The organism is Acinetobacter sp. AOR12_HL (assembly GCF_027855275.1).
In the GTDB taxonomy this organism is placed as follows: domain Bacteria; phylum Pseudomonadota; class Gammaproteobacteria; order Pseudomonadales; family Moraxellaceae; genus Acinetobacter; species Acinetobacter baumannii.
Genome location: NZ_JAKTIJ010000012.1, coordinates 119,495 through 145,770, shown reverse-complemented (window position 1 = coordinate 145,770; position 26,276 = coordinate 119,495). Strand labels below are relative to the sequence as shown.

Annotated in this window: 27 protein-coding genes; 21 read left to right on the top strand and 6 right to left on the bottom strand. The window is 38.8% G+C overall.

The genetic code is table 11. The features are described 5' to 3' along the window. Positions 1-6 precede the first annotated feature (6 nt). The 6 genes from MKL36_RS04955 to MKL36_RS04930 all read left to right on the top strand — a co-directional run bounded on the left by MKL36_RS04955 (position 7) and on the right by MKL36_RS04930 (position 4,115). The gene (locus MKL36_RS04955) at positions 7-243 is read left to right on the top strand and encodes a hypothetical protein (RefSeq protein ID WP_000917295.1); all 237 of its coding nucleotides are present in this window, start codon (positions 7-9) and stop codon (positions 241-243) included. A 265-nt stretch (positions 244-508) separates the two neighbouring features. Beyond that, the gene (locus tag MKL36_RS04950) at positions 509-838 is read left to right on the top strand and encodes a YbaB/EbfC family nucleoid-associated protein (RefSeq protein ID WP_001024697.1); all 330 of its coding nucleotides are present in this window, start codon (positions 509-511) and stop codon (positions 836-838) included. A 9-nt stretch (positions 839-847) separates the two neighbouring features. Beyond that, positions 848-1,444: a recombination mediator RecR gene (gene recR / locus MKL36_RS04945; RefSeq protein WP_000490551.1), complete on the top strand. Its 597-nt coding sequence runs from the start codon at positions 848-850 to the stop codon at positions 1,442-1,444. 305 nt (positions 1,445-1,749) lie between these two features. After that, positions 1,750-2,874, top strand: coding sequence for a ribonuclease D (locus tag MKL36_RS04940; protein WP_000486120.1), 1,125 nt, complete (start codon positions 1,750-1,752; stop codon positions 2,872-2,874). A gap of 502 nt (positions 2,875-3,376) precedes the next feature. Continuing rightward, entirely contained in the window at positions 3,377-3,643 is a 267-nt protein-coding gene (locus tag MKL36_RS04935; RefSeq protein WP_000183704.1) for a hypothetical protein, read from the top strand. 130 nt (positions 3,644-3,773) lie between these two features. Further along, complete coding sequence (locus tag MKL36_RS04930; RefSeq protein ID WP_000367437.1) at positions 3,774-4,115, top strand: hypothetical protein; 342 nt, start codon at positions 3,774-3,776, stop codon at positions 4,113-4,115. Between the two features lie 71 nt (positions 4,116-4,186). On the opposite strand, the gene MKL36_RS04925 is transcribed toward MKL36_RS04930, so the two are convergent. Beyond that, entirely contained in the window at positions 4,187-4,351 is a 165-nt protein-coding gene (locus MKL36_RS04925) for a hypothetical protein (protein ID WP_000086293.1), read from the bottom strand. A gap of 442 nt (positions 4,352-4,793) precedes the next feature. Between MKL36_RS04925 and MKL36_RS04920 the strand changes: the two genes are divergently transcribed. From MKL36_RS04920 to aroC, 7 genes are all read left to right on the top strand, one after another. Then, positions 4,794-5,099, top strand: a complete 306-nt coding sequence (locus MKL36_RS04920) for a YcgL domain-containing protein (RefSeq protein WP_000543500.1) — start codon at positions 4,794-4,796, stop codon at positions 5,097-5,099. Further along, positions 5,092-5,478, top strand: a complete 387-nt coding sequence (locus MKL36_RS04915) for a hypothetical protein (RefSeq protein ID WP_001206390.1) — start codon at positions 5,092-5,094, stop codon at positions 5,476-5,478. Before MKL36_RS04920 ends, MKL36_RS04915 begins: the two co-directional genes overlap by 8 nt. A gap of 29 nt (positions 5,479-5,507) precedes the next feature. Continuing rightward, on the top strand, positions 5,508-6,359 hold the full coding sequence (locus tag MKL36_RS04910; protein ID WP_001271636.1) for an AAA family ATPase: 852 nt from the start codon (positions 5,508-5,510) through the stop codon (positions 6,357-6,359). Positions 6,360-6,374: 15 nt separating this feature from the next. Further along, positions 6,375-7,562 (top strand): vWA domain-containing protein, encoded by a 1,188-nt coding sequence (locus tag MKL36_RS04905; protein ID WP_000498059.1) that lies wholly within the window; start codon positions 6,375-6,377, stop codon positions 7,560-7,562. 36 nt (positions 7,563-7,598) lie between these two features. Then, on the top strand, positions 7,599-8,804 hold the full coding sequence (gene trpB, locus MKL36_RS04900) for a tryptophan synthase subunit beta (protein ID WP_001164651.1): 1,206 nt from the start codon (positions 7,599-7,601) through the stop codon (positions 8,802-8,804). A gap of 236 nt (positions 8,805-9,040) precedes the next feature. Continuing rightward, positions 9,041-10,045: a 50S ribosomal protein L3 N(5)-glutamine methyltransferase gene (gene prmB / locus MKL36_RS04895; protein WP_021510790.1), complete on the top strand. Its 1,005-nt coding sequence runs from the start codon at positions 9,041-9,043 to the stop codon at positions 10,043-10,045. A 12-nt stretch (positions 10,046-10,057) separates the two neighbouring features. Next, complete coding sequence (gene aroC / locus MKL36_RS04890; protein WP_000918444.1) at positions 10,058-11,149, top strand: chorismate synthase; 1,092 nt, start codon at positions 10,058-10,060, stop codon at positions 11,147-11,149. A 95-nt stretch (positions 11,150-11,244) separates the two neighbouring features. On the opposite strand, the gene MKL36_RS04885 is transcribed toward aroC, so the two are convergent. After that, complete coding sequence (locus MKL36_RS04885) at positions 11,245-12,474, bottom strand: GGDEF domain-containing protein (RefSeq protein WP_000775756.1); 1,230 nt, start codon at positions 12,472-12,474, stop codon at positions 11,245-11,247. A gap of 320 nt (positions 12,475-12,794) precedes the next feature. Here MKL36_RS04885 and MKL36_RS04880 point away from each other — a divergent pair, with 320 nt between their 5' ends. Continuing rightward, positions 12,795-13,547, top strand: a complete 753-nt coding sequence (locus MKL36_RS04880; RefSeq protein ID WP_000126114.1) for a TenA family transcriptional regulator — start codon at positions 12,795-12,797, stop codon at positions 13,545-13,547. Between the two features lie 46 nt (positions 13,548-13,593). Here MKL36_RS04880 and MKL36_RS04875 read toward each other — a convergent pair whose 3' ends face one another. Both MKL36_RS04875 and lipA read right to left on the bottom strand, forming a co-directional pair. After that, positions 13,594-14,733, bottom strand: a complete 1,140-nt coding sequence (locus tag MKL36_RS04875) for a helix-turn-helix domain-containing protein (protein WP_000367581.1) — start codon at positions 14,731-14,733, stop codon at positions 13,594-13,596. Positions 14,734-14,890: 157 nt separating this feature from the next. Beyond that, a complete protein-coding gene (lipA, locus tag MKL36_RS04870; protein ID WP_000364554.1) occupies positions 14,891-15,877 on the bottom strand; it encodes a lipoyl synthase in 987 nt (328 codons plus the stop codon). Positions 15,878-16,241: 364 nt separating this feature from the next. On the opposite strand from lipA, the gene MKL36_RS04865 reads away from it, so the two are divergent. Genes MKL36_RS04865 through MKL36_RS04840 form a run of 6 tightly spaced genes read left to right on the top strand, consistent with a single transcriptional unit; the run spans position 16,242 to position 23,088 of the window. Continuing rightward, positions 16,242-17,204 carry a thiamine pyrophosphate-dependent dehydrogenase E1 component subunit alpha gene (locus MKL36_RS04865; RefSeq protein ID WP_001177517.1) on the top strand — a complete coding sequence of 321 codons (963 nt, stop codon included), beginning with the start codon at positions 16,242-16,244 and terminating at the stop codon, positions 17,202-17,204. Between the two features lie 13 nt (positions 17,205-17,217). Continuing rightward, a complete protein-coding gene (locus MKL36_RS04860) occupies positions 17,218-18,237 on the top strand; it encodes an alpha-ketoacid dehydrogenase subunit beta (RefSeq protein ID WP_001133053.1) in 1,020 nt (339 codons plus the stop codon). 1 nt (position 18,238) lies between these two features. Continuing rightward, entirely contained in the window at positions 18,239-19,774 is a 1,536-nt protein-coding gene (locus MKL36_RS04855; RefSeq protein ID WP_021510789.1) for a 2-oxo acid dehydrogenase subunit E2, read from the top strand. A gap of 10 nt (positions 19,775-19,784) precedes the next feature. Beyond that, positions 19,785-21,188: a dihydrolipoyl dehydrogenase gene (gene lpdA, locus MKL36_RS04850; RefSeq protein ID WP_021510788.1), complete on the top strand. Its 1,404-nt coding sequence runs from the start codon at positions 19,785-19,787 to the stop codon at positions 21,186-21,188. A gap of 26 nt (positions 21,189-21,214) precedes the next feature. Further along, positions 21,215-22,000, top strand: coding sequence for an acetoin reductase (locus tag MKL36_RS04845; protein WP_021510787.1), 786 nt, complete (start codon positions 21,215-21,217; stop codon positions 21,998-22,000). Positions 22,001-22,029: 29 nt separating this feature from the next. Next, positions 22,030-23,088, top strand: coding sequence for a 2,3-butanediol dehydrogenase (locus MKL36_RS04840; RefSeq protein ID WP_000642313.1), 1,059 nt, complete (start codon positions 22,030-22,032; stop codon positions 23,086-23,088). A 47-nt stretch (positions 23,089-23,135) separates the two neighbouring features. On the opposite strand, the gene MKL36_RS04835 is transcribed toward MKL36_RS04840, so the two are convergent. Then, the gene (locus MKL36_RS04835; protein WP_000637002.1) at positions 23,136-24,047 is read right to left on the bottom strand and encodes a bestrophin family protein; all 912 of its coding nucleotides are present in this window, start codon (positions 24,045-24,047) and stop codon (positions 23,136-23,138) included. A gap of 69 nt (positions 24,048-24,116) precedes the next feature. Continuing rightward, a complete protein-coding gene (locus tag MKL36_RS04830) occupies positions 24,117-25,388 on the bottom strand; it encodes a sigma-54 interaction domain-containing protein (RefSeq protein WP_021510786.1) in 1,272 nt (423 codons plus the stop codon). A gap of 191 nt (positions 25,389-25,579) precedes the next feature. Between MKL36_RS04830 and MKL36_RS04825 the strand changes: the two genes are divergently transcribed. Next, the gene (locus MKL36_RS04825; protein WP_021510785.1) at positions 25,580-26,275 is read left to right on the top strand and encodes an MBL fold metallo-hydrolase; all 696 of its coding nucleotides are present in this window, start codon (positions 25,580-25,582) and stop codon (positions 26,273-26,275) included. The last annotated feature ends 1 nt before the right edge of the window (position 26,276 follow it).

Genomic DNA, 26,276 nt, shown 5'->3' with positions numbered 1-26,276 from the left:
TTAACCATGCTTAAGCCTATAATTATTTTAGTTGCTATAGGGGCAATTGGTTTGGTTGGATACAAAGTATTTGCCCAAAAGGATGAACCGACTCAAATTAACGAAACTGTTCTATTGATTAATGATGCAAATAAATCAGTTGAAGAAGCTGATCATACAATAGAAAAAGCGAATGCCTCTTTTCAGAAAATTCCTTTGAATGAATACAAACCTGACAATAGCACCCTCCAAGCCTCGCAGTAGTTTAACTTAAATTTTAGAACTGGCCTTCGCAGTAAAAAGTTTCGTATAGAAAGCTTTAAATGGATGAGTTACCTAAAAGAGTTTCATAGATACCAATAGAAAACATTAATTTATTGTGTCAGAATTGCGGATTAATTTTGATTTAAACGTACTGACCTCAATGATCTTACTGATCGATAGGGGCGTTCAAAGAGTTTAAGTTCCGAAGTGTTATATGACTATCAATAATACTTGAAATATTTGATAGAGATACGGAGTTAGGTTTATGAATATCAATATGCTCATGCAGCAAGCGCAGCGCATGCAAAAAGATATGGAATCAAATATAAAAAAGGCTAAAGAAGAGCTTGCTCAAACTGAAGTACACGCTGAAGCGGGTGGTGGTTTAGTTAAAGTAACAATGACTGGCCGTTATATCGTAAAACGTATCGAAATTAATCCAGAATTACTTCAAGACGAACCAGACATGATTGAAGACTTAATCGCAGCTGCGGTGAATGATGCTGTGCGTCAAGCTGAAGTAGTTTCTGAAGAAAAAATGCAAAAAGCTAACTCAGGTATGGGTTTACCTCCTGGTTTAGCAGGCATGTTCTAAGGAAAATCAGTGTTTAGTGATAGATTTGAACAACTCGTTCAAGCTTTACGTATTTTGCCTAGCGTTGGACCGAAGTCGGCCCAACGTATGGCTTTACATCTTTTGATGAAAAATCGTGAAGGTGCATTTGCTTTAGCACATGCTCTACATGAAGCATCAAGTTATATTCATGAATGTAGTGTTTGCCACTCTTTAACAGAGCACGAAATTTGTGATATTTGCGCTTCAACAGAAAGAGATGACCAATTGCTTTGTGTAGTTGAGTCTCCGGCAGATGTTATGGCAATCGAGCAAAGTGGTAGTTTTCGTGGCAAATACCATGTGTTGGGTGGGCACCTTTCTCCATTAGATGGAATCGGGCCAGAAGAAATAGGTATTCCTTATCTAATCCAACGGTTAAGCCAAGGTACGATCGAAGAAGTCATTTTGGCAACTAATGCTACTGTGGAAGGTCAGGCGACAGCGCATTATTTGGTTGAAGCGACGAAGCATTTACCTATTCATATGACACGTATTGCTCAAGGCGTACCACAAGGTGGCGAGCTTGAATATGTGGATAGTCATACCTTAAGTCAGGCTGTTCATAACCGTATGCGTATGAAATAAGTACCTAGGTGCTTATTTCAAAGATTTTTTGAATAATATCGTATTATCAAAAAATCTTTTTAAAAGACAAAAACATATTTTTAAAAACGACTCAGTGAATATATAAATTAAAAAAAGCTTTTGTAAAAAATAAACATTTAGAAGGACATTAAATTTGAAAAATTTAAAATAATGATCAAAAAATTATCTCTTTTTTGGAAAACTGTTCAAAAATAGATTATTCATCAAGGATTCAGTAGCATTTTTCTAATCCTATGTTATATATACCAGAGTTTAAAGCACTCTTTGCATTTACTTGAGAAAGCATGTTTCAGTTTATCCAACAGCAAACCGAATTGGTTGATGTTCTTCAACAAATGGATCAATGTTCAACTTATGGGCTTGATACAGAATTTATTAAGGTTGATACCCTTTGGCCTAAACTTGGAGTATGTCAAGTCAATGTCAACGGAAATGTATATTTGCTGGATGGAGTGTCTTTAGATTTAAGCGAGTTTTGGAAAAAAATCTTTCTTGCTCAACAAAATATTTTTCATGCATGTGGTGAAGATATTGATTTAATCTATCACTATGCCGATGAACAAAACCTATTAAATGTTTTTGATACTCAAGTTGGATTATCCTTTTTGGGACATGGTTTACAAGTAAGTTATCAAGGTGCATTAAAGCTTTGTTTAGAGATTGATATTGAAAAGGACCAGACTCGATCGGACTGGTTGGCACGTCCTCTATCTCCGCAACAGCTATGCTATGCGGCAAATGATGTTTTATACCTTATGCAATTGGCTAACCATATTAAAGATCAGCTCAAACAAAAAGGGCTTTATGAGTATGTTCTTGAGGATTGTAGTAGTTTAACGAAAGAAATTATTAGTGAAACACCAACCCCATTGTTATATACAGATGTGGGCAATTATCGTCATTCACGCCGCCAATTAATGCAATTGCAAAATTTAAGTGAGTGGCGTGAAGAGGTGGTTAGAGCAACAAACCAGCCACGTAGTTTTATCCTTAGAAATTCGACGATGATTGATTTAGTCGAAAAAAATCCACGCAATAGTTTCCAATTATCTCAAGTAAAAGATATTCGTCCGAATGTTGTCCGTGAATACGGTAAGATTATTCTTGATCTTTTAAAAGACTTACCTGTTGAAGGACACTGGCCAGCTAAAATTGCTAAACCTTTTAAAATTACATCCAAAGAAACCCTAAATAAAATGGATGCATTGATTGCTAAAGCGATAGAACAAACCTCTATACCTAAAGAAGTTTTACTACGTAAGAAATGGTTAAATGCGATTCATCAGCATGTGCTTACTAAAGGTGATGAACAGGACCTCCCAGATTATTTATTAGGTTGGCGCTATGAGCTTTTAACTAAGCCGCTTATTCAGTTATTTAAAGAAGAGAAAGCCAGTCTTTTATTTTAGGTTTAGGTATTAAGAAAAATTTTCAGTTAAATTGAATTTTAAGATTCAAAATAACTTATCTGATTAATAACTGATCAGTTGGTGTTCGTTAATATAACTTTAAAATAAAATCATTTAATAAGTTAGTCTTTATAAGATTAACTTTTTGTTTAGTTTGAGTTTACATTCTGCTGATTTAATAAAGTTTAAATTATAAAAAGATGAGTTAATCTTAATTATAGAAAGTCATGCTGAATTAAATTAACTTTATTAGTGAGAAAAATTCAATTGTGTATATATACAGGTCTGTATATTCTTGGTAGCAAGAAAAACAACTTCAAAATAAACAATATATAACTATAAGTTTGTTTCGGTGCAGAAATATAGAGGCCTTCTCGGGGAGAGGAGGCCTCTAATTTTATATATGGAGGTGTAAAAAGTTTTTAAAATCAATAATAAGCTAATATTGAGATCATTTTTTTTATGTTATAAATGAAAACTACTAATAATTAGAGATATAAATATGACGAATAATTTTAATGCTGAACAGGCAAGAAAAAATGCGAAAGACGTAAAAATAGATCAAGCACTATTGTTAGAAAAAATTTTATCTGGAACCGAGGAAATCTCGAAAGAAGGTAAACGACGGGCAGTTTTTCAATTTCCAATAGATGCTTTGCATCCTGAACATATCACACAGGTAGAGGAAGAGTTAAAAACACGAGGTTTTAATGTCTCAACCAATATTGAGCAATCTGGTACAACAGTCAATATTGAAGTCAGTTTCTAAGCTTTTGTTCAATGAAAACGCCCATAGTTTTGGGCGTTTTTTATAATTTTTTACAATCTAAATTCATAATAATCAACATATTGTTTGACAGGTTTATCCTTCTTCTGTAGTTTTACTTTTTGAGTGGAATATGGATATGAACTTCCAAACAATACTTTCATCTTTCAAAAATCAATCTACTGGTACAGATGCATTTAAGAATTTAAAAAGTGCCTGTGAACACCATCTCAAACACTCATCAGACTTAAACGAAAAAGCTGTAATTTATCTCATTTATGGGTTTGCCCGTAGTTATGTCATCTTATATGAAGATGAAGCGGTAACTACCGAGTTCGCTCAAGCTTCGAAAGAAATGTTAGTGAATTATATGAATCGCTTAAATGAAGCCTTAAGTACTCAAGATGACCATATAATCTTAAAAACTCTAAATCAGGTGAGTAATGATTATATGCAAGGCTCAAGACTCTTTTAATGCTTGCGTTAGCATGTTGAAAAGATACTTCTTTAGTCATAGGCCAACTAAAGAAGTATCCAGTGGTAGTTTTAATGTGATTTTTTCTTGCCGCCGCCATCTTGTTTATTGACGGTAGACCATGCAATACGTTCAGCTTCTTCTTGAGAATGACCTCTATCTACTTCACTCTCAACAATATGTTTCGCCTGACGTTTTTGTTTTGCTGTATAAGATGATTTGTCGCCACGAGACATAGCATAGACCTCCATATTTTCTTTTAAGATCTTCTATTATTGAATCATATTAAAAATCAAAAACGGTTAAATAATGTCTTATCCTGTATACATAAGTTGAATCTTATTTAGGCCTTATTTAACTTTATACTTAACCGTAAATTTATAAAATTCAATAGATTAAATCAAAGCTAGTCTGCTTTAGTTCAAATTTTATTGTTTTTAAAATGTAAAATTTTTATTTTATAAAAGTCGACAAAAAGATTTTTTATGTAAAATTAAAGAGTTAATGAAGGTTGAAAATTTAAAACTTTGGAAAATTAAAAGTTATTTATCGACCTTAATGATTGTTGTAGGTTAATATTTCGCAAGAAAAGAAAAAACGACTGATGCGTAAACAAACCTGCGTGTGTCTGTCGTTTTTTTTCATGTATGCTGTCCTTAGTTCAAGAGTTGATTTGAAATGCACTGTGATATTTATAGATCGAGCAAAAAAGATGAAATGTACATTTATATTGCTCGTCCAAACTATCCTGATGAAACGGAGCAAGCCGATCCGTTTGAAAAAGTTCCAGAAGCTGTTTTACAAGCCTTTGGTCGCGCAACGTTTGTCATGCATTTAGAATTGGCTCCAACACGTAAATTAGCGCGTGTAAATGTTTTACATGTTCTAGACTCATTACAAACAAAAGGCTTCTTTATTCAGATGCCGCCAGAAGGGTTAATTAACCCAAATGCAGTTGAACCAGAGGGCTTACGTGGTGCGTGAAGATCAAGCTGGAATTTTAAATCAATTACTTTCTTCTCTCGATGCAATTCCTGAAGAGATTATTGCTTTAACAGCTTATGGCGTTGGCGCTATTATTGCCTTGTGGTGCTGGTGGCGTTTAATGCGCCGCTTACCTACCACTTTGGGCGCAATAAGCTGGTTAGTTGTTTTTGCTATTTTGGTGACACCGACTGTTTCGGAAGGGCCTAATGCATCTGTAGCGCCAGCTATTTTTGGACTACTATTTGGTGTTTTAACTAAAGACAGTCCTTTAATCTGGTCAAATTTATCCTTAATTCTGTTTGTAATCGGTCTAGGTTTGGTTATTGGCTATTGTTGGTCAAAATATATAACAAACAAAAGCATGCGTTCCATCTAACCATTGAAATAGAAAAATAAGGTCTCTACATGTCTGCTGATACCCAACATTTTACCGGTACAGATCAATATATCGCGACTGATAGTCTTAAACTTGCTGTAAAAGCAGCTCGTGCTTTGCAAAAGCCTTTATTGGTTAAAGGTGAGCCGGGTACAGGTAAGACTTTACTTGCCGAGCAAGTGGCAGAAAGTCTTGGTTTAAAACTCATTACTTGGCACATCAAGTCAACGACTAAGGCACAGCAAGGCTTATATGAATACGATGCTGTGTCTCGTTTGCGTGATAGCCAACTTGGTGATGATCGTGTTTACGATATTAAGAACTATATTAAGCCCGGTAAATTGTGGGAAGCTTTCACCAGTGAAGAGCGCTGTGTGCTTTTAATTGATGAAATTGATAAGGCAGACATTGAATTTCCAAATGACCTGTTACATGAACTTGATAAAATGTCTTTTTATGTTTATGAAACAGGCGAAACAATTACGGCTACTCAACGTCCAATCGTAATTATTACTTCAAATAATGAAAAAGAATTACCAGATGCTTTCTTGCGTCGCTGTTTCTTCCATTACATTGAGTTCCCAGATGAAGCAACGATGCGCGAAATTATCTCGGTACATTTCCCGAATATCTCTGCAACTTTGGTAAATGAAGCGCTTCAAGTTTTCTTCAAGCTCCGTGAAATTCCTAACTTGAAGAAACCACCATCTACATCTGAACTGATCGATTGGTTGAGTCTGCTTATGGCAGATGATATGCCTGAAGATGTACTACGTAATCGAGATACATCAAAAGCTATTCCACCTTTGTATGGCGCACTCATTAAAAACGAACAAGATGTACAACTGCTTGAACGTTTGGCTTTCATGTCGCGACGTTAAAGGAGGGAATAACCCATGTTTGTGCGGTTATTTTACACCTTACGAAAATATGGTGTTCCAGTCACGACTCGTGAATTGATTGATTTAAATCGTGCAGTAAGCGAAGGGCTAGTTTTTGCCGATCAAGAAGAGTTCTATCAACTTGCTAAAACCATTTTAGTTAAAGATGAACGTTTTTTTGATAAGTTCGATCGTGCCATGAAAGATTACTTTGATGGCATAGAAACCTTTGATATTGATGAGTTACTCAAACAAGTTCATAAATTACCAAAAGACTGGTTCGACTTAGAACTTCTAGAAAAGCATTTAACACCAGAGCAAAGAGCTGAACTTCAAAAAGCAGGTTCTTTAGAAGAACTGATGAAAATGCTAGAAGAGCGTTTACGTGAACAGCATAAAAAACATCAAGGTGGTAACCGTATGGTTGGCACGGGTGGAACTTCACCTTTTGGTGCTTTTGGTGACCATCCGGAAGGCGTCAGAATTGGTGGGCCGGGCCGTAAGCGTTCGGCGGTTAAAGTTTGGGAACAGCGTAAATACCAAAATCTAGATGATGACCAAGTTCTTGGTACCCGCCAAATGCAAATTGCTTTACGACGTTTACGTAAATTTGCAAGACAAGGTGCTGCCGAAGAGTTAGACGTTGACGGTACAATCCGTGAAACGGCCAAGCAGGGTATTCTTGACGTTCAAATGGTACCAGAGCGTCGAAATCGAATCAAAGTGCTCATGTTGTTTGATGTAGGCGGTTCGATGGATGCACACATTGCCCAATGTGAAAAGTTATTTAGCGCAGCTAAAACAGAATTTAAAACGCTTGAATACTTTTATTTTCATAACTGTCTTTATGACTATGTTTGGAAAGATAACTACCGAAGAACAGCTACTCGCATGAACACATGGGACTTGTTTCATACCTATGGACGTGACTATCGTGTAATTGTCGTAGGTGATGCCAGTATGGCACCGTATGAGCTGAAATCGGTAGGTGGTTCGGTTGAATATATGAATGATGAAGCAGGTGAAGTTTGGTTACGTCGCCTACGTCAGCATTTTGATAAAACAGCATGGTTAAACCCTGAAACAGAAGGGTATTGGCATTACACTCAAACAATTGGTTGGATTAAAGAGATTTTTGAAAACCATATGTATCCAATGACCCTAAAAGGCATTGAGGATTTGACGCGTTACCTTTCTCGATAAACTTGATAACTTTAATAATTTAAAAAGAGGGATGATATGCAACATCAAATTAATGGTATTGCTTTACCGAATGAACAAGGATTTTTTGGTGAATATGGAGGGCAATTTATTCCTCCACATTTAAAAGAAGCAATGGATGAAATTAATGTTGCTTATGAAGAAATTCGCCATACGCCAGAATTTCAAAATGAATTAGCAGACCTCTTTGCAAATTATGTCGGCCGTCCAAGTCCTTTATTTTATGCAAAACGCCTTTCAGAACAGTTAGGTGGCGCGCAAATTTATTTAAAACGTGAAGACTTAAATCATACCGGTGCCCATAAAATTAATCACTGTTTAGGTGAGGCTCTACTTGCTAAATATATGGGCAAAAAGAAAGTTATCGCCGAGACTGGTGCGGGTCAACATGGGGTTGCTTTAGCAACGGCTTGTGCTCTAGTGGGTATTCCATGTGAGATCCACATGGGTCAAGTTGATATTGAAAAAGAACATCCAAATGTGGTCAAAATGAAAATTTTGGGCGCTCATTTGGTGTCAGTAACTCGCGGTACAGCAACCTTAAAAGATGCGGTTGATAGCGCGTTTGAAGAATATTTAAAAGATCCTAAAAATTTTATTTATGCGATTGGTTCTGTGGTTGGTCCACATCCATTTCCTAAAATGGTTCGAGATTTTCAATCAATTATTGGTAAGGAAATTAAAGAGCAGACGCATCAACGATTTGGAAAAAATCCAGATTGTGTTGTCGCATGTGTCGGTGGCGGTTCAAATGCAATCGGTGCGTTTACAGCTTTTTTAAATGATTCAGATGTGAAACTTGTAGGAGTTGAACCTGCTGGGCATGGGCTAGATACAAATATGCATTCGGCAACCCTAACATTAGGTAAACCAAGCCAAATTCATGGTATGGCATGTTATGTTCTTGAAAATGAGGCTGGTGAACCCTTACCTGTGCATTCTATTGCTTCAGGATTGGACTATCCTGGTGTTGGGCCACAACATAGTTTCTTAAAAGATTTAGGCCGTGTGGAATATAGCACTGCAACTGACCAAGAATGTTTAGATGCGTTTATGACCTTATCACGAGTTGAAGGTATTGTTCCTGCGCTTGAAAGCTCACATGCTGTCGCATGGGCAATACGTGAAGCGCCAAAACTGCCGAAAGAAACCATGATCGTGGTGAATCTGTCGGGCCGTGGCGATAAAGATTCTGATTATGTGGCAGAAAAACTTAAGCTTTAAACTAAAAATACTTAAAGAGCGGCCCATTTTGAAAGGCCGCTTTTTTATTTTATAGACTAAATTTCACCCTACTTAAAAGTTCATTATTTCTTAATTAAAACAAAGTATTTTGTTTTTGAGCCGTGACTGTTCGAGATAGATATGTAAAACACTGGTTCACAAGGCAAAGCGTTGCTTTGCACTACCTCACTCAGTAGAATAGTCACTTTGCAAAATTTGCCTTTGGAGACGCCTAAGTGGAGCGACCGACGATTAGCCCTGAACATTTACAGGAAGCTGCTGAAAATTTATCAACAATTCGAGATTTTATTCGTTTTGGGGTGTCAGCATTACGTCAATATGATGCACATTTAGGACAAGGTACTGAAGATTATTTCGCAGAAAGCTCTGCATTAGTTTTACAAACCTTATCTCTTGAATGGTCAGCAGATTCAGAGATTTTAGATGCGAAGCTTTTACCAAGTGAAAAAGCAGAATTCTTAAGCTTGTTGGAACGCCGTATTAATGAGCGTATTCCGACTTCTTATTTATTAAATTTAGCTTATTTCTTTAATAAGCCATTTTATGTGGATGAGCGCGTACTTATTCCTCGCTCACCAATTGCAGAGTTAATTGAGCAACGTTTTGCGCCATATTGTTTAGATGAAAATGGCCAAATGCGTGAAGCGCTTAATAACTTACCAGAAAATACCAAGCCTAAAACGCCACAACGTATTTTAGATATGTGTACAGGTTCTGGCTGTATTGCGGTAGCTTTAGCTTATGCTTATCCAGATGCAGAAGTAGATGCAACAGACATCTCTAAAGAAGCTTTAGAAGTAGCATCAATTAATGTTGAACATCACAGTAAACAATACCAAGTTGCATTACTTGAGTCGGATTTATTTGAAAAAATTCCAGCTGAAAACCAATACGATTTAATTGTAAGTAACCCTCCGTATGTTGATGCCGAAGACATGGCTGACTTGCCGGAAGAGTTTTTACATGAACCTGAACTTGCATTAGCAGCAGGTCAGGATGGTTTAGACCTGGTTCGTAAAATGCTTGCTCAAGCGGCAGATTACTTAACGGAAGATGGTCTTATTGTTATTGAAGTCGGTAACTCTGAATGGGCAATGCGCCAAAACTTTAATACAGTTGATTTCAACTGGCTTACTTTCCAAAAAGGTGGTTCAGGTATTTTTGCTTTGACTGCTGAACAATGTCGTCGTTATAGAAAATTATTTGAAGAACAAGTTTAAGGAGTTGTACATATGGCAGGGAACAGTATTGGACAACTCTTTCGTGTGACTACATGCGGTGAATCGCATGGGGTTGGTTTAATGGCAATTGTTGATGGAGTGCCACCAGGCCTTGCATTAACCGAAGAAGATTTGCAAAAAGATCTCGATCGCCGTAAGCCGGGAACCTCCAAATTTGCGACGCAGCGTAAAGAGCCTGATCAGGTTGAAATCATTTCGGGTGTGTTTGAGGGTAAAACTACTGGTACGCCAATTGGTTTACTCATTCGCAATACAGACCAAAAATCGAAAGATTATGGAAATATTGCACAAACTTTTAGACCGGGTCACGCAGATTACACTTATACGCAAAAGTATGGTTTCCGCGACTATCGTGGTGGTGGCCGTTCAAGTGCTCGTGAAACTGCTATGCGTGTTGCAGCGGGTGCTATTGCGAAGAAATATCTAGCAGAAAAATTTGGTGTTTTGATTCGCGGTCATGTGACTCAAATTGGTAATGAAGTTGCTGAAAAACTAGATTGGAATGAAGTTCCAAATAATCCATTTTTCTGTGGCGATGTAGATGCTGTTCCTCGTTTTGAAGCATTAGTTACATCTTTACGTGAGCAAGGTACAAGTTGCGGTGCTAAGTTAGAAATTTTAGCCGAAAAAGTTCCTGTAGGTTGGGGGGAGCCTGTCTTTGACCGTTTAGATGCTGATATTGCACATGCAATGATGAGTATTAATGCGGTTAAAGGTGTTGAAATTGGCGATGGTTTTGCTGTAGCAGGACAGTTTGGACATGAAACACGTGATGAATTGACTAGTCATGGCTTTCTAGCGAATCATGCTGGTGGTATTTTAGGCGGTATTTCAAGTGGCCAGACCATTCGTGTGGCGATTGCACTAAAACCAACAGCAAGTATTACAACGCCAGGTAAAACGATTAACTTAAATCGTGAAGATACTGATGTGTTAACTAAAGGCCGTCATGACCCGTGTGTGGGCGTTCGAGCAACTCCGATTGCAGAAGCAATGTTAGCAATAGTTCTAATGGATCATTTCTTACGCCACCGTGCTCAAAACGCGGATGTTGTTCCTCCATTTGCGCCAATTGAACCATAGTTAGTTCTAATCAGCGTATTAAAAAGCCACATAATCAAAAGTATGTGGCTTTTCTATTTTTATTGAAATCACATGATTACCTTAAAAATAAATCATTAAGTTAGATCTACAATTTGTTCTTCATTCAAAGCAATTTGATATTGGTTACGGCCATTTGTTTTTGCCTGATAGAGCGCATGATCAGCACGACTAACAAAAGCAGAAATTGAATCATTTAAACGTGGAATTGTGGTCGCCACGCCAACACTAATAGTTACGTATGGTGAAACACTACTACATGGATGAACAATAGCAATTTTCTTAATTGCATTCATTAATCTTTCGGCCTGAATTTTGGCTTGTTGTGCATTTGTCATCGGGAACAAAAGTAAGAATTCTTCACCGCCATAACGGGCAACCAAATCGCCACTACGAGCAGCAATTGAGGAAATTGCAGTCGCAATATCTTTTAAACACTGATCACCTTTGAGATGGCCTAAGCTATCGTTATATGGTTTAAAGAAGTCTATATCAACCATCATAATAGTAAGAGGGGTCTCATGGCGTAATGCGCGTCGCCATTCATTATCAAGTGTTTCATCAAGATAACGTCGGTTAGCAAGCCCGGTTAAAGCATCTTGTTGAGAAAGCAGTGACAGTTGTTGAGCTTGTTGCATGAGTTCAATACGGTTGAGCTCAATCATACAGTTTTGTAAATAGTTTTCACGGTGCTGACGATCCGTAGCATAGGCAAGGGTCATGCCTAAGAAACTACTAAACGTATAGGTACGGTTTAAGAAGGTCCAGTCTATGTCTCCGTTCAAATAGGTACTTACCAAAATACCAATAAGACCGCCGACCCATCCTGCAATAGTGGCAGTATAAAAACGCATGCCTACCGCACCATAGATAATCACAATGGCATACATCATTGCTGCATGAAAAAGTACATTATCTTGGCCATTTTCTAAAACGTTAATTAAGATAAATGTTATGGCAACGGCAGCGGAAGAACCAATTCCGACATAATAATCAAACCACTGATTTAATTTTTTAATAAATGATAAAATCCAAGCGATTAAAACAATTATGCCTACCCAAGAATAATAGCTTAACCAGGATAAAACTTGTTCGGTTGGTAAAACTTGGTATATACCAAAGCTTAAAAATAAATATAATATTAAAATAATAGGTGCTCTATAGCGAAACTCATAGGCTGCACCATTTTGATATTGAAAACGATATATCGTTTCAAGTTGCTTTGGAAACCATACGAAATTTAATCCGCGTGTGGTTAATAAATCTATTTGTTCCTGTCCCAATATATTGGAACCTTGCAACTTCATAATTAATGCTCTCTATATTGGAAGTTGGCATAAAATGAGACTTGTTTTATTAAAGTTCCATCTAAAAGTATTGGTTATATAATGTGTGGTTTATTTAAAATAATAATACAGATTTTTTAAAAAAGTAATGATTTTTACGCCCCCTAATTGTGATAAAAATCACGACATTTCAATGATTAGCGTCACAATTATCTAAAGATTCGAAACCTTTGAGAAAAAATTACAAATGGTCGATTAAAGATTGTATCTTTATCATTTTCGGATAGACTTATAGCCGTGAAGTACAGATGATTGCTGTCATATAAATAGGAAAATTAGCAATGACTGCTCTAAATCAATATGGAATGAGTTTAGAAATTACGCCGCATAATGGATGGTCTCAGCGGTTTTGGGAGGATCTTTTGCCAGTTAAGGAGCGGGTGAGTAAACATCCGTTTTTTACTGAAATGGCCAATGGGGGATTGAGCCTAGAAAGTTTCCGTTATGCTTTACTTAATTTCTATCCATTAGTAGCGCATTTCCCGTCATATATGGCTGGTGCGTTAGCTAAAGCAACTGCTTTTGCAGAACCTGGCGTTACTGAAACAAGAGATTGGTTAATTCAAAATATTAAGGTCGAAGAGCGCCATTTACAGTGGTATCGGGATTGGGCTAGAGGTTTTGGATTAACGGTAGAACAACTCGATAGTGTTCGCCCACCAGCTTCGATGAATGCGGTGAATCATTTTCTTTGGAATATGAGTCACCGTGGCAACTTGGCTGAATGTCTGGCTGCGACTAATTTAGCAATTGAATGGGCGACAGGTGATTGGTCTATTCAAGTCTATAAAGGCATACACGCTTATACGGATCATCCGGAAGTTACCATTGATAAGCGTTCTTTAGCCTGGTTACGTGCACATGCTCATTATGATGATTTACATCCTTATGAAGCCATGGAGCTGATTAAACGGTTGTGCAATGAACGTCCTGATTGGCAGCAAAAAGCATTTCATGCGGCGGAAGAAGGGCTGCGGTATTATGAATTAGCTTTAGACGATTGCTATAGAGTACAGCTTCAAGCCTCTGCTTGATCTCATCTTAAAAAGGGAGAATATTCTACATATTCTCCCTTTTATTTTATTCAAGCAATTTTAAGAGCTTTGCCCGATAAGGTGTTTCTTCAGGCAGAAGCTCAAGTAAGCGTTCAACGGCATCAACACGGTCGGGAACACGGCTAACCACACGTAATAGTTGGTCTACATCATCAATTTGATAAATCACATGACTCAAGCGGGCATCAAAGCAATCTCTCCAAGCACACAAAAACGGACTTTCTGACTTGGCTAAAAAACTACCTCTATACAGTGTTAAAGTGGTTGCAGTAAAACCTAAGTTTAGTGCTTGCTCAGCCATGAGAAAGTCACATTGAATTTCACAGTTAAGTCTATATGGTCGTGACTCGATCACATCGGGAATCAGGTTTCGAAGCTGTGAGAGCTCAGCTTTTAGTGTAGTGGTACTCACTGGTCGATCGCCATATAAGGCATAGTGAAGCTCTTCTAAGTTTATGCCTTCCGGACATAAAGCAAGAATACATAAAATTTCGATTTGACGCTGCGTGAGTGTCAAGCCATGTTGATTGTATTGAACCTTAGGCGTGCCTAGCGCCTTAATATATAAAATGTTCTTTTGATGAAGTTGAATGGCTTGTTTTACAATATCGGCACAGCGTTCAACAGCTAAAATTCCAAGTGAATTATGTTTTTGATATTTAGTTGATAAGTTCATAATGCCATAAAACTGGCCTGTGTTTGCATCGGTGATCGGGGCTGCATAACATACCCAGTCTCTAACGCTGTTCATCTGATTTTCATGTGAATAAACACAGCTTGCAGAATGTGTATTTAGGGCAAGACCAATTGCATTTTGACCAACTGCTTGGGTTGACCATTGTCCACCTTCAACAAAATGGACTTGTTCGGCAGATGAACGCATAGGCGTACTACTCCATGTCCAGAGTAAAGTACCGTGAGGGTCAGTCACCCCAATTGCCATATCTGCATCTTCAGCAATGTGCATCAAATTTCTATGGCACTCTTGGATTGAACGACCAAATAAGGAATGTTGCCATTCATGATCTAGATCAAATATAGGAGCCGCATCTAGATCGAGTGACGGCTTTTTTCCTAAACAAGGGGTTTCAGAGATTGTTTCCGGTCTAAAGAAAGACGGAAGGTTGTCTGTAGAAGGCAATAATAATTGTTTTGACATATCCATATCGAAGTTCCTTTATCGTTGAAATGGCGTATCCGTGGCCGCTCAACAGGTTTAGCTTTCTTATTGTGACTATTTCCTCGTTATTTCATTTACCTTAAATAATTTTAAACGGTTTGACTATTATCCTATTGGGTAAGTTTTGTTATTTCGCCTCGCCCTATGACAAAACATCCTCTCTTGAAAATGGCTTTGGGGCAGGTTCTCCGAAATATTGCCGATCGGCAAAATAGCTAGAACGGACCATCGGCGCACTCCAGATATTTTTAAAGCCTAAACGCTGACCATGCTGAGTGTATCTTTCAAACTCTTGTAAATTCACAAACCGGTGAATAGGGGCATGTGATTTAGAGGGCTGTAAATATTGTCCAATAGTCACTAAATCTACATCATGATCTTTTAAATCGTTGAGTAGAGCAATAACCTCAGCTTCAATTTCTCCTAGCCCTACCATTAGACCGCATTTAGTTTTGATATCAGGACAGTATTTTTTAAAACGTTTTAATAAATTTAATGAATGCTGATAGTCCGAACCGGGGCGCATCGCTTTATATAAACGCGGTACTGTCTCAATATTATGATTAAATACATCGGGTGGTGATAAGCTTAATGTAGAGAGTGCTGTTTCTAAACGGCCACGAAAGTCCGGAACTAAAATTTCAATTAGCGTATCTGGACAACGGTTTCTGATTTCTTCAATACACTTCACAAAATGTGCTGCGCCCCCATCATGTAGATCATCACGGTCTACAGAGGTAATGACTACATATTTTAAGTTTAGGTTAGCGACCGTCTCAGCTAGATGTTTAGGTTCATTTTCATCTAAAGGCATTGGACGACCATGTGCTACATCGCAGAAAGGGCAACGTCTTGTACAAATATCTCCCATAATCATAAATGTTGCCGTACCACCACCAAAACATTCAGGTAGATTTGGACATGCAGCTTCTTCGCAAACACTATGTAGCTTTTGTTGGCGTAATAAATTTTTGATACGTTGAATTTCTTCGAAATCAGTTATTTTTGCTCGAATCCATTCAGGTTTTTTAGGTAGTTCTTCGGTAGGTAAAATTTTAATAGGAATACGAGAAACTTTATCTATTCCTCTTAACTTAATACCTGTCTCTATTTGCCTTTTTAAGTCCATATATAAAATTCCATTTTATATTAAATTAATTTGCAACTTGACTGGTTATAATAAAAAACTTTATTTCTATAAATAAGAAATAAAGAATTTATTAATGCGTATAGTGCACAGCAAATATTATAAATTAATAAAGGTTGGTTAAAGGTTTGTTTTACAAGTGTATGAAATGAATTAAAATTTTTTAATTTTATTTTTGCGGTGTAAGTTTGTGATAAATAAAAATTAATAGCTAAAAAACTTATTTGAAACTTTTTAGTCTAATAGCATATTAAATTAAATTGAGCTTTATTATTTATAGCGAAATATATAACACTCGCTGAAACTTGGTTGATTTTTAATAATCAAGATAATAAAGGAAAAGGATATGCAATTAACGGAAGAGCAATTACTCGCAGCATATAAACGCATGCGTGATATTCGTGAATTTGAAGATCGACTTCATGAAGAAAATACCAATGGTGATATTCCAGGCTTTATTCACTTATATAGCGGAGAAGAAGCTGTAGCAGTCGGGATTTGCGAAAACTTAACCGACAAAGACTATATCACTTCAACACACCGTGGACATGGACACTGTATTGCAAAAGGCTGTGACATTCACGCCATGATGCTGGAAATTTTCGGTAAAGATGACGGACTATGCCGTGGAAAAGGCGGTTCTATGCATATTGCCGATTTAGATAAAGGTATGCTCGGTGCCAACGGGATTGTGGGTGGTGGGCCTCCTTTAGCAATTGGTGCAGCGTTGACAGCGAAAACTTTAAAGACTGGTGGCGTCGGTCTGTCTTTTACAGGTGATGGTGGTTCAAACCAAGGCCTTACTTTTGAAGCGATGAACATGGCTGTTGTTCTTAAACTTCCTGTGATTTTCGTTTTTGAAAATAACGGTTTTGGTGAGGGGACTGGTCATGATTACGCTGTAGGAAGCAAAGACATTGCTGGTCGTGCAGCAGGCTTTGGTTTACCGGCAGTTAAAGTTGATGGTACAGACTTCTTTGCCGTCTATGAAGCCGCTCAAACTGCCATTGAACGCGCGCGCCGTGGTGAAGGTCCAAGCGTGATTGAAACCATCACAAACCGTTTTTATGGCCACTTCGAAGGTGACCCCGGCTTGATTCGTTCTAAAGAAGAAGTCGAGTTCATCAAAGAAAATAAAGATCCTTTGAAAATTTTCCGAGAAAAAGTCAAAGGCAAAATTGATGAAGCCAAACTAGACGAGATTGATGCAGCTTCAAAGGCAAATGTTGATGATGCCGTTGCTAAAGCCCGTGCTGCGGCATATCCGAAACCAGAACAACTCCTTACTGACGTCTATGTCTCTTACTAAAGGAATAGTAAAGATGCCAAATAAAAGTTTTCGTAATGCAATTAAAGAAGCCATTGAATCAGAAATGCGCCGTGATCCAACCGTATTTGTTGTTGGTGAAGATGTTCGCGGTGGGCACGGCGGTAAAAACACTGAAGAAAACCAGTTAGAAGGTTTCGGTGGTGTATTGGGCGTAACCAAAGGTTTATGGACAGAATTTGGTTCGGAACGTGTTATTGATACCCCAATTACCGAGTCTGCAATTATTGGTATGGCCGCTGGTGCTGCTGCAACAGGTTTACGTCCTGTTGCCGATTTAATGTTTATGGATTTCTACGGCGTGTGTCATGACATGCTCTATAACCAAGCCGCTAAATTCCGTTATATGTTTGGTGGAAAAGCAAAAGCACCCATGGTTGTACGTGGTATGATTGGTGCAGGTTTTTCTGCGGCAGCCCAGCATTCTCAGTCACCATATAACGTATTTGCCGCGGTTCCGGGCTTAAAAGTTGTGGTTCCATCTAGCCCATATGATGTGAAAGGGCTATTAATTCAGGCTATTCGTGATGATGACCCTGTTGTGTTCTGTGAACATAAAATGCTTTATGACATTAAAGGCGAAGTTCCAGATGATGCATATACCATTCCTTTTGGTGTAGCAAATTACACCCGTGAAGGGACAGACGTGACCATTATTGCTTTAGGTTTGATGGTACATCGCGCTAATGAAGTGGCAGACAAACTGGCAAAAGATGGCATTTCGGTTGAAGTGGTCGACCCTCGCACAATTTCACCTCTGGATGAAGAAGGAATTTTAGAATCTGTTGCATCGACTGGGCGTGTGGTTATTGTGGATGAATCAGCGGCACGCTGTGGTTTTGGTCATGATGTTGCTGCACTGATCGCGCAAAAAGGTTTCCACTATTTGAAAGCACCTGTTGAACTCGTAACGCCACCACATACGCCTGTTCCATTCTCTCCAGTTTTAGAAAAAGAATGGATTCCAAGTGTAGAGCGTATTGAGCAAGCTGTGCGAAAAACATTGGAGGCTTAGGATGAGCGAAATTAAAACGCTGGAGATCCCGAAATGGGGATTATCCATGGAAGAAGGCACGATCGCCCAATGGTTGATTAAAGAGGGTGATAGCTTTAATAAGGGCGATGAAATTTGTGAAATTGAAACCACAAAAATCGTCAATGTGTTAGAAGCGCCTTTTGCTGGAACGCTCCGTAAAATTTTAGCGAAAGATGGTGATACTTTACCTGTTGGTGGTCTTATTGCAGTATGTGCTGATAGTGAAGTTTCTGATGCAGAAATTGAAAAGTTTATCGCATCAGTAGGTGGTTCAGCAGCTCAAGCACCCGAAGCACCTTCGGAGCAAAGTAAAGCGGAAACATCTGCACCTGTTGCTGAAAAAACAGCACAACCACAGACTGCAGCAGCTAGTGCTTCAGCTCCTGCAAAGGTAGCGAAAGATGACTACGCTGTACCAGAGTCATTACAAGGCTATCAAACATCTGATGAGTTGTTTGCAACACCACATGCGTTAAAGCTTGCAGAAAAGCACAATGTGAACTTAGCGAAAGTCACAGGTTCTGGTCGTGAAGGACGTATTAGTGTTCAAGACATCCAGAAGGCTGTACAGGCTGCTGGTGGTCAGTGGCCTGATATTAAGCAGCAAACTCAAGCTAAAGTGGTTAAATCTACGGCCGATGATAGCCAAGTTTTAGCAACGCCTGTAGCACGTCGTTTAGCAAAGCAGTGGGGCATTAACCTAAATGACTGCCGTGTTTCAGGTACTCGTGGCCGTGTCTGTAAAGAAGATGTTGAGGCCGTTTACTATCGTAATAACCCAACGCCAGTAAATGAACAACCTTTGCAATGTGCAACTCAACCACAATCAACCGTTACGACGGTGGCAATGAATGGAATGCGTAAAGCGATTGCTTCACGGTTACAGGCTGCAAAACGTAACGCACCGCATTTCCGCTTAGTGGTCGATCTCAACGTAGAAGCTTTGCAAAAACTACGTAAGCAGATTAATGAGACTGTTCCCCAAGTGAAACTTTCTATTAATGACATGCTAATTAAAGCAGCTGCCGCCGCGCTGATTAAAGTACCTGAGGTGAATGTTCAATTTGATGAGGCGACTCAATCAATTTTACAGTTCTCTCAAGCGGATATTTCGGTGGCCGTAGCGATTCCAAACGGTTTAATTACACCCATTGTAAAAGCAGCAAATCAGAAGTCTTTAGCACAAATTTCCGATGACATGCGTGATTTGGCAACGCGTGCTAAGACTGGCAAGTTACAACCTGACGAGTTTCAGGGAGGCAGCTTTAGCATTTCAAATTTAGGAATGTTAGGCATTAAACAGTTCGATGCCATTATTAACCCACCGCAAGGTGCAATTATGGCATTAGGTGCTTCGGAATCTCGCGCTGTTGTCGAAAATGGCAATGTAGTGGTTCGTGAGATTGTCACAGCGACGTTGTCATGCGATCACCGAGTTATTGATGGCGCAGTTGGGGCGAAATTCTTGGCCAGCTTTAAGCAGTTTGTTGAAAACCCTGCTTTAATTTTGGTGTAGGAGAACCCGCATGTCAGAAGCTCAATTTGATTTAATTGTGATTGGCGCGGGACCGGGTGGGTATGTGGCTGCAATTCGTGCAGCCCAGCTCGGGTTAAAAACCGCAATTGTAGAAGAGCGACATTTAGGCGGGATTTGTCTAAATTGGGGCTGTATTCCAACCAAAGCTTTGCTTGCAGGGGCAGAGCTCGCAACCCAGTTTAAACATGCCGGACAGTTTGGTTTTCAGGTATCCCAACTCGATTTTGATATTCAAAAGCTTGTGCAACATAGCCGACAAGTGTCAGCTCAATTAGTACAAGGCATCGATTACTTACTGAAAAAGAATCAGGTGACGGTTTTTAATGGTCGTGCTCAGCTTACGGCAAAAGAAAAACTTGAAGTGACAGATGCTCAAGGTAATAGGCAGGCTTTGAGTGCACCACATATCATTTTGGCAACTGGAGCTAAAGCCCGACATGTTCCTCAACTTCCTGTCGATGGAACATATGTCTGGAGCTATAAAGAAGCGCTTGTTCCAGAGCAGTTACCGAAAAGTTTACTGGTTGTAGGTTCAGGTGCAATTGGTAGTGAGTTTGCTAGCCTTTATCAAGATTTGGGATGTCAGGTGACCCTTATTGATTTGGCTAAACAAATTTTACCTACTGAAGATGTGGAAGTTGCCCAATTTGTCAGAAAACAATTTGAACAAAAAGGTATGAAAGTCTTAACCGATGCTGTCGTTCAAAGTATTCAGATTGAAAATGAGCAAGTCCACTGTGTGGTTGAAACGGCAAATGATGTTCAAACGCTTGTTTTTGACCGCGTGCTTTCGGCAATTGGTGTACAGCCGAATACCACAGGGCTAGGACTAGAACGTTTAGGTGTAGAACTCAATCCACAAGGTTTTGTGGCAATTGATGACTATTGTAAAACCAACGTAGCAGGGCTTTATGCCATTGGTGATGTTGCTGGAGCGCCTTGTCTCGCTCATAAAGCGAGCCATGAAGCCATGGTATGTGTCGAGAAAATCGCTGGTGTGGCAAACGTCCATTCACTCGACCGTAGCCAGATACCCGGTTGTATTTTTACACATCCACAAGTGGCAAGTATTGGTTTAACGGAAAATGCAGCAAAAGCTAAGAAACTACCTATACGTATTGGTAAGTTTTCTTTAACTGCAAATGGTAAAGCTTTAGCAATTGGAGATGCGTCAGGTTTCGTTAAAACGGTGGTACATGCAGAAACGGGTGAATTACTTGGTGCACATATGGTGGGCCATGAAGTGACCGAACATATTCAAGGATTTGCGATTGCGAAATATCTAGAAGCAACTGATGAAAGTTTAGCTCAAGTGATTTTCCCGCATCCAACATTATCAGAAGCCATGCATGAATCCATTTTGGCTTCAATGCAACGAGCGATTCATATGTAGAAATTCTACATTTACAGGAGTTGAACATGGTTAAGGGATTACAAAATAAAGTCGCTTTAGTGACTGGGGCAGCCCAAGGCATTGGCCGTGGGATTGCCCTGCGCTTGGCGCAAGAAGGAGCACATATTGCATTAGTTGATATGAAACAAGATCGACTGAACGATGTGCAGCAGGAAATTCAAGCTTTAGGTGTAAATGCGAGCACATTTATTGCTGATGTAAGTGACCGCGAGCAAGTGTATGCTGCTATAAATCATGCTGAGCAGGCTCTTGGTGGGTTTGATGTCATGATTAATAACGCTGGAATTGCACAAGTTCAAGCGATTGCTGATATCACACCTGATGAATTCCAAAAAATTGTTGATATTAATATTGGTGGCGTGCTGTGGGGAATACAGGCTGCTGCTGCAAAATTCAAGCAACGCCAACATAAAGGAAAAATCATTAATGCTTGCTCAATTGCAGGCCACGACGGATTTGCTTTACTCGGTATTTACTCGGCAACCAAATTTGCGGTACGAGCACTTACCCAAGCTGCGGCAAAAGAATATGCCAGTCACGGTATTACGGTAAATGGATATTGTCCCGGAATTGTCGGAACTGATATGTGGGTTGAAATTGATAAACGTTTTGCTGAAATTACCGGTGCCGCTATAGGTGAAACTTATAAAAAATATGTAGAAGGCATTGCTTTAGGTAGAGCCCAAACACCAGATGATGTAGCTGCATTAGTTGCTTTTCTGGCAAGTGAAGATTCGGACTATATAACGGGTCAATCCATTTTAACGGACGGCGGAATAGTCTATCGCTAAAACAACATCCTGATTTGAGGGAGATAATAATGAAAGCAGCGCGTTTTTATGACAGAGGTGATATTCGTATTGAAGATATCCCTGAACCAGAAGTCACTCCCGGCACTGTAGGCATTAAGGTAGCTTGGTGTGGAATCTGTGGTACAGATTTGCACGAATTTATGGAAGGGCCAATTTTTATTCCACCGTGTGGACATCCGCATCCTATTTCAGGTGAATCTGCACCGATTACCATGGGACATGAATTTTCAGGTGTGGTTTACGCCGTAGGTGAAGGTGTTGATGATATTGAAATTGGTCAGCATGTCGTCGTAGAGCCTTATATTGTGGCCGATGATGTGCCGACTGGACCGGGTGATAATTATCATCTTTCTAAAAATATGAACTTCATTGGTTTAGGCGGTCGTGGTGGTGGTTTATCGGAAAAAATTGCGGTTAAACGCCGTTGGGTGCATCCAATTTCTAATAAAATTCCACTGGATCAGGCAGCCTTAATTGAACCTTTATCGGTTGGTCATCATGCTTTCGTACGTAGTGGTGCAAAGGCTGGTGATATTGCACTGGTTGGCGGTGCAGGTCCAATTGGTTTGTTGCTTTCGGCAATTTTAAAAGCGAAAGGTCTTAAGGTCATCATTACTGAGTTAAGTGCCAAACGTAAAGAAAAAGCCAAAGAGTCGGGTGTTGCAGATTATATTTTAGACCCGTCAGAAGTTGATGTTGTTTCTGAGGTTATGAAAATTACCAATGGCGATGGTGTTGATGTCGCGTTTGAATGTAGTAGCGTTAACAAAGTATTAGATACTTTGGTTGCGGCAGTGAAACCAACAGGCGTCATAGTTATCGTTTCGATTTGGAGCCATCCAGCATCAATTAATGTGCATAGTGTAGTAATGAAAGAGCTTGATGTACGAGGCACAATTGCCTATGTAAATGACCATCAGGAGACTATTAAACTGGTCGAAGAAGGTAAAATAAATCTGGAACCTTTTATTACGCAGCGCATTCAACTTGATGATTTGATTTCACAAGGTTTTGAAACCTTAATTCATAACAATGAGTCAGCTGTCAAGATTATTGTACATCCATAAATAGACACTTAAGCCTATAAAAAAGAGCGATGATTCGCTCTTTTTTATTAAAGTAAATTGTTGTCTTGGGCTTCAATAATAGGGGGTAATGGCTGTCCTAAAGAACTTAGAGACTCACGTTCAATCAAACGCACAATAGAATCGAGCGGTAAATCATTTTCTTGCAAACCAAAAGGTTCTTCAATTTGAGCACTTAACGCATCTAAACCTAAAAACATATAAGCGATTAAGCCCACAATAAGCGGTGTCCAAATACCTAAAGCTGCTTCAAGGCTAAATGGTAGAATGAAACAGAAACAGTAAACGGCGCGGTGCAAAAGTACTGAATATGAGTAGGGTAAAGGTGTCCCAGCAATACGGTCACAACCCGCTTGAATATTACCTAGCTCAACAATATGGCGTGTCAGAGTGCCATAGATAATGTCACTAATTTCGCCGTCTTTTAGAGCTTTGACTAAATCTTTTTGAATATTTTCGAGTACAAATTGAGGTGCATTAATATGCTCATTTAAATAATTAAGTGAAGAGTTATTTAAATAGGCATGCTCAAGAAATTTTGTGGGTTCGACTGTTTGTTGACGTAAACGATCACGCAACAAGTTACTAAAAATTAAGACCTGATGAATTAAATGTTCACGTTGTTCATTAGATAAAACATGGCTGTCTCTAACAATATGTCTGGCATTGGCAATTAAAGCACCCCAGAGCTTGCGGCCTTCCCACCAACGGTCATAACATGCGTTATTTCTAAAACCTGTACAAATCGAAAGAATCACGCCAAAGATGGTAAATCCGATCGCGGGTACGGTAGGAATTTGAATCCAATGATAATAAGAGAGCCAGACCACACAGGCTGAAATAAGTACCACAAAACTCAGTGCAGGCAAAACCTTCGGCAAAATTGTTCCTTTCCAAGCAAATAAGAGTTTAAATACATTGCTTTTATCACGAACAATCATATAAAGCCTTTGAACTAACGAACCTAACCAAGTGCAATATGATACGCCTTAGATGAGCTAAATACCTAGCTAAAGCTTATGCTTTTGTCTGTATCGCCAAAGAGTAGTGCGGCTAATTCCAAAAATATTCGCGACCATATTCAGGTTATGGTTATATTTTTCTAAAGCGGCTTGCACATTTTCTGGACTAAGCTCTGTATTTGTCTCGGGTAATTTAACGTAATCCTCTGCATTTAATAGTTCATTTGGTAAGTCTTCAACTTCAATTTCATCTTTACCATTTGCCATGGTTAAAGCATAAAGCAGGGTGTTTTTTAACTCACGAACATTTCCCGGCCAGTCATAGTTCAATAAAACTTGCATGGCTTTTTGATTAACATGGCGAGGCATTGTGTCGAGTTGAGTGGAGCTCTCTTTTAAAATTTGATCGACAATAAGAGGAATATCGACTTTTCTCTCTCTGAGTGGTGGTATAAAAATTGGAATCACACGCAAACGGTAGAGTAAATCATGGCGGAAACGCCCAGCCTTAGCCTCTTCGCGTAAAGCTTTATGTGTGGCTGTAATAATGCGGACATTGGCCTGAATCGGTTTTTCACCACCGACTGGAGTAAACTCGCCTGTTTCTAACACTCGTAATAATTTAGCTTGAAGCTCTAAAGGAATCTCGGCAATTTCATCTAGAAACAGTGTTCCACCTGCGGCACGTTCAAACACGCCTTTATGGTCACGAATTGCTCCTGTAAAAGCACCTTTCACATGCCCAAATAGTTCACTTTCTAGAATATTGGCATTAAGAGCTGCACAGTTAATCGCTACAAAAATCTTATTTTTACGTTGGCTATAATCATGAATTGCTTGTGCCACCAGTTCTTTACCGCTACCAGATTCACCGCGTACGAGCACTGGAAACTCAGTAATTGCCACTCTTTGAATAATTGAAAACATACGAGTCATTTCTGGTGAACAACTATTGAAAATTTTAGCCAAGTCTTGCAATTGTTCTGTGAGCTCTACTTCATCAACAATATCATTCTCTATGCTAACGGGCTGTAGAATATGCAATTTCCCGATAATTCGATGCTCTGCGATGTAAATATCATGTTCTTGATAGATAAATCGCTTTCTCATTTTAGGAGTATTGATCTCAAGATATTGATTGTGATGGTCTTGAGTAAGCGCTGCTATGTTCTCTACAGAAATATCGTCTGTATTAAATTTATAGTGAATTGCTTGAGTCGTTGTGTCTGCTAAAAACAGACTCGCATTTGGGAATAGAGCTTTAAGCTGCTCAAATAAAATATAAAAATCCTGTTCTAACTCAAAATTTAACTTTGCCATTATCTTTGTTTCACAATCGTTTCATTGAAACATACTTGAGTTTCAAAGGAACATCAAGCTGTGTTTGTTTTCTAACTTTAATTTTACTTGTTGTTTTAAATATTTGATTTTTATATTTATTATTTAATTTTAAATAATTGGCATCTTATTTGCAAAATATAGGAAAGAAATAAATTATTAGGGTATAAATCATGTTCTTTAAGCAGTTTTTTGAAAAAGAAAGTTCGACTTATACATATATGCTTGGGTGTGAAGAAACACGAGAGGCTGTTTTAATTGACCCAGTTGCATCAGATATAGAGATTTATGCAAAAGAATTAGAGCAGCATCAATTTACGCTCATCTATACCTTAGATACTCATGTTCATGCAGACCATATTACCGCTGCAAATTTACTTCGTGAACGTTTCCATTGCAAATCGGTTTTACACCGAAACTCAGAAGTAAGTTGCGGAGATATTTTAATTACTGATGGTTGCATGCTTAAAGTTGGCAACCTCAGTATTGAAGCGCGTTACACACCAGGTCATACCAATGCTTGTACGAGTTACCTAGTTGGAAACATGATTTTCACTGGTGATGCATTATTAATTGATGGATGCGGTCGAACCGATTTCCAACAAGGTAATGCAGGCACACTTTATGACAGTATTCATAAACAACTTTTCAGCTTACCTGACAGCACTATTGTGTATCCGGGACACGATTATAACGGTCATCTATCTTCAACAATTGGTTATGAACGCATAAATAATTCACGTCTAGGTCAGAATCGCTCGCGTGAAGATTTTATTGAATTAATGAATAACTTAAATCTGCCATATCCAAAACAAATCGATAAAGCACTTCCTGCTAATCAGGCTTGCGGCTCAATTTCACAATTATAAG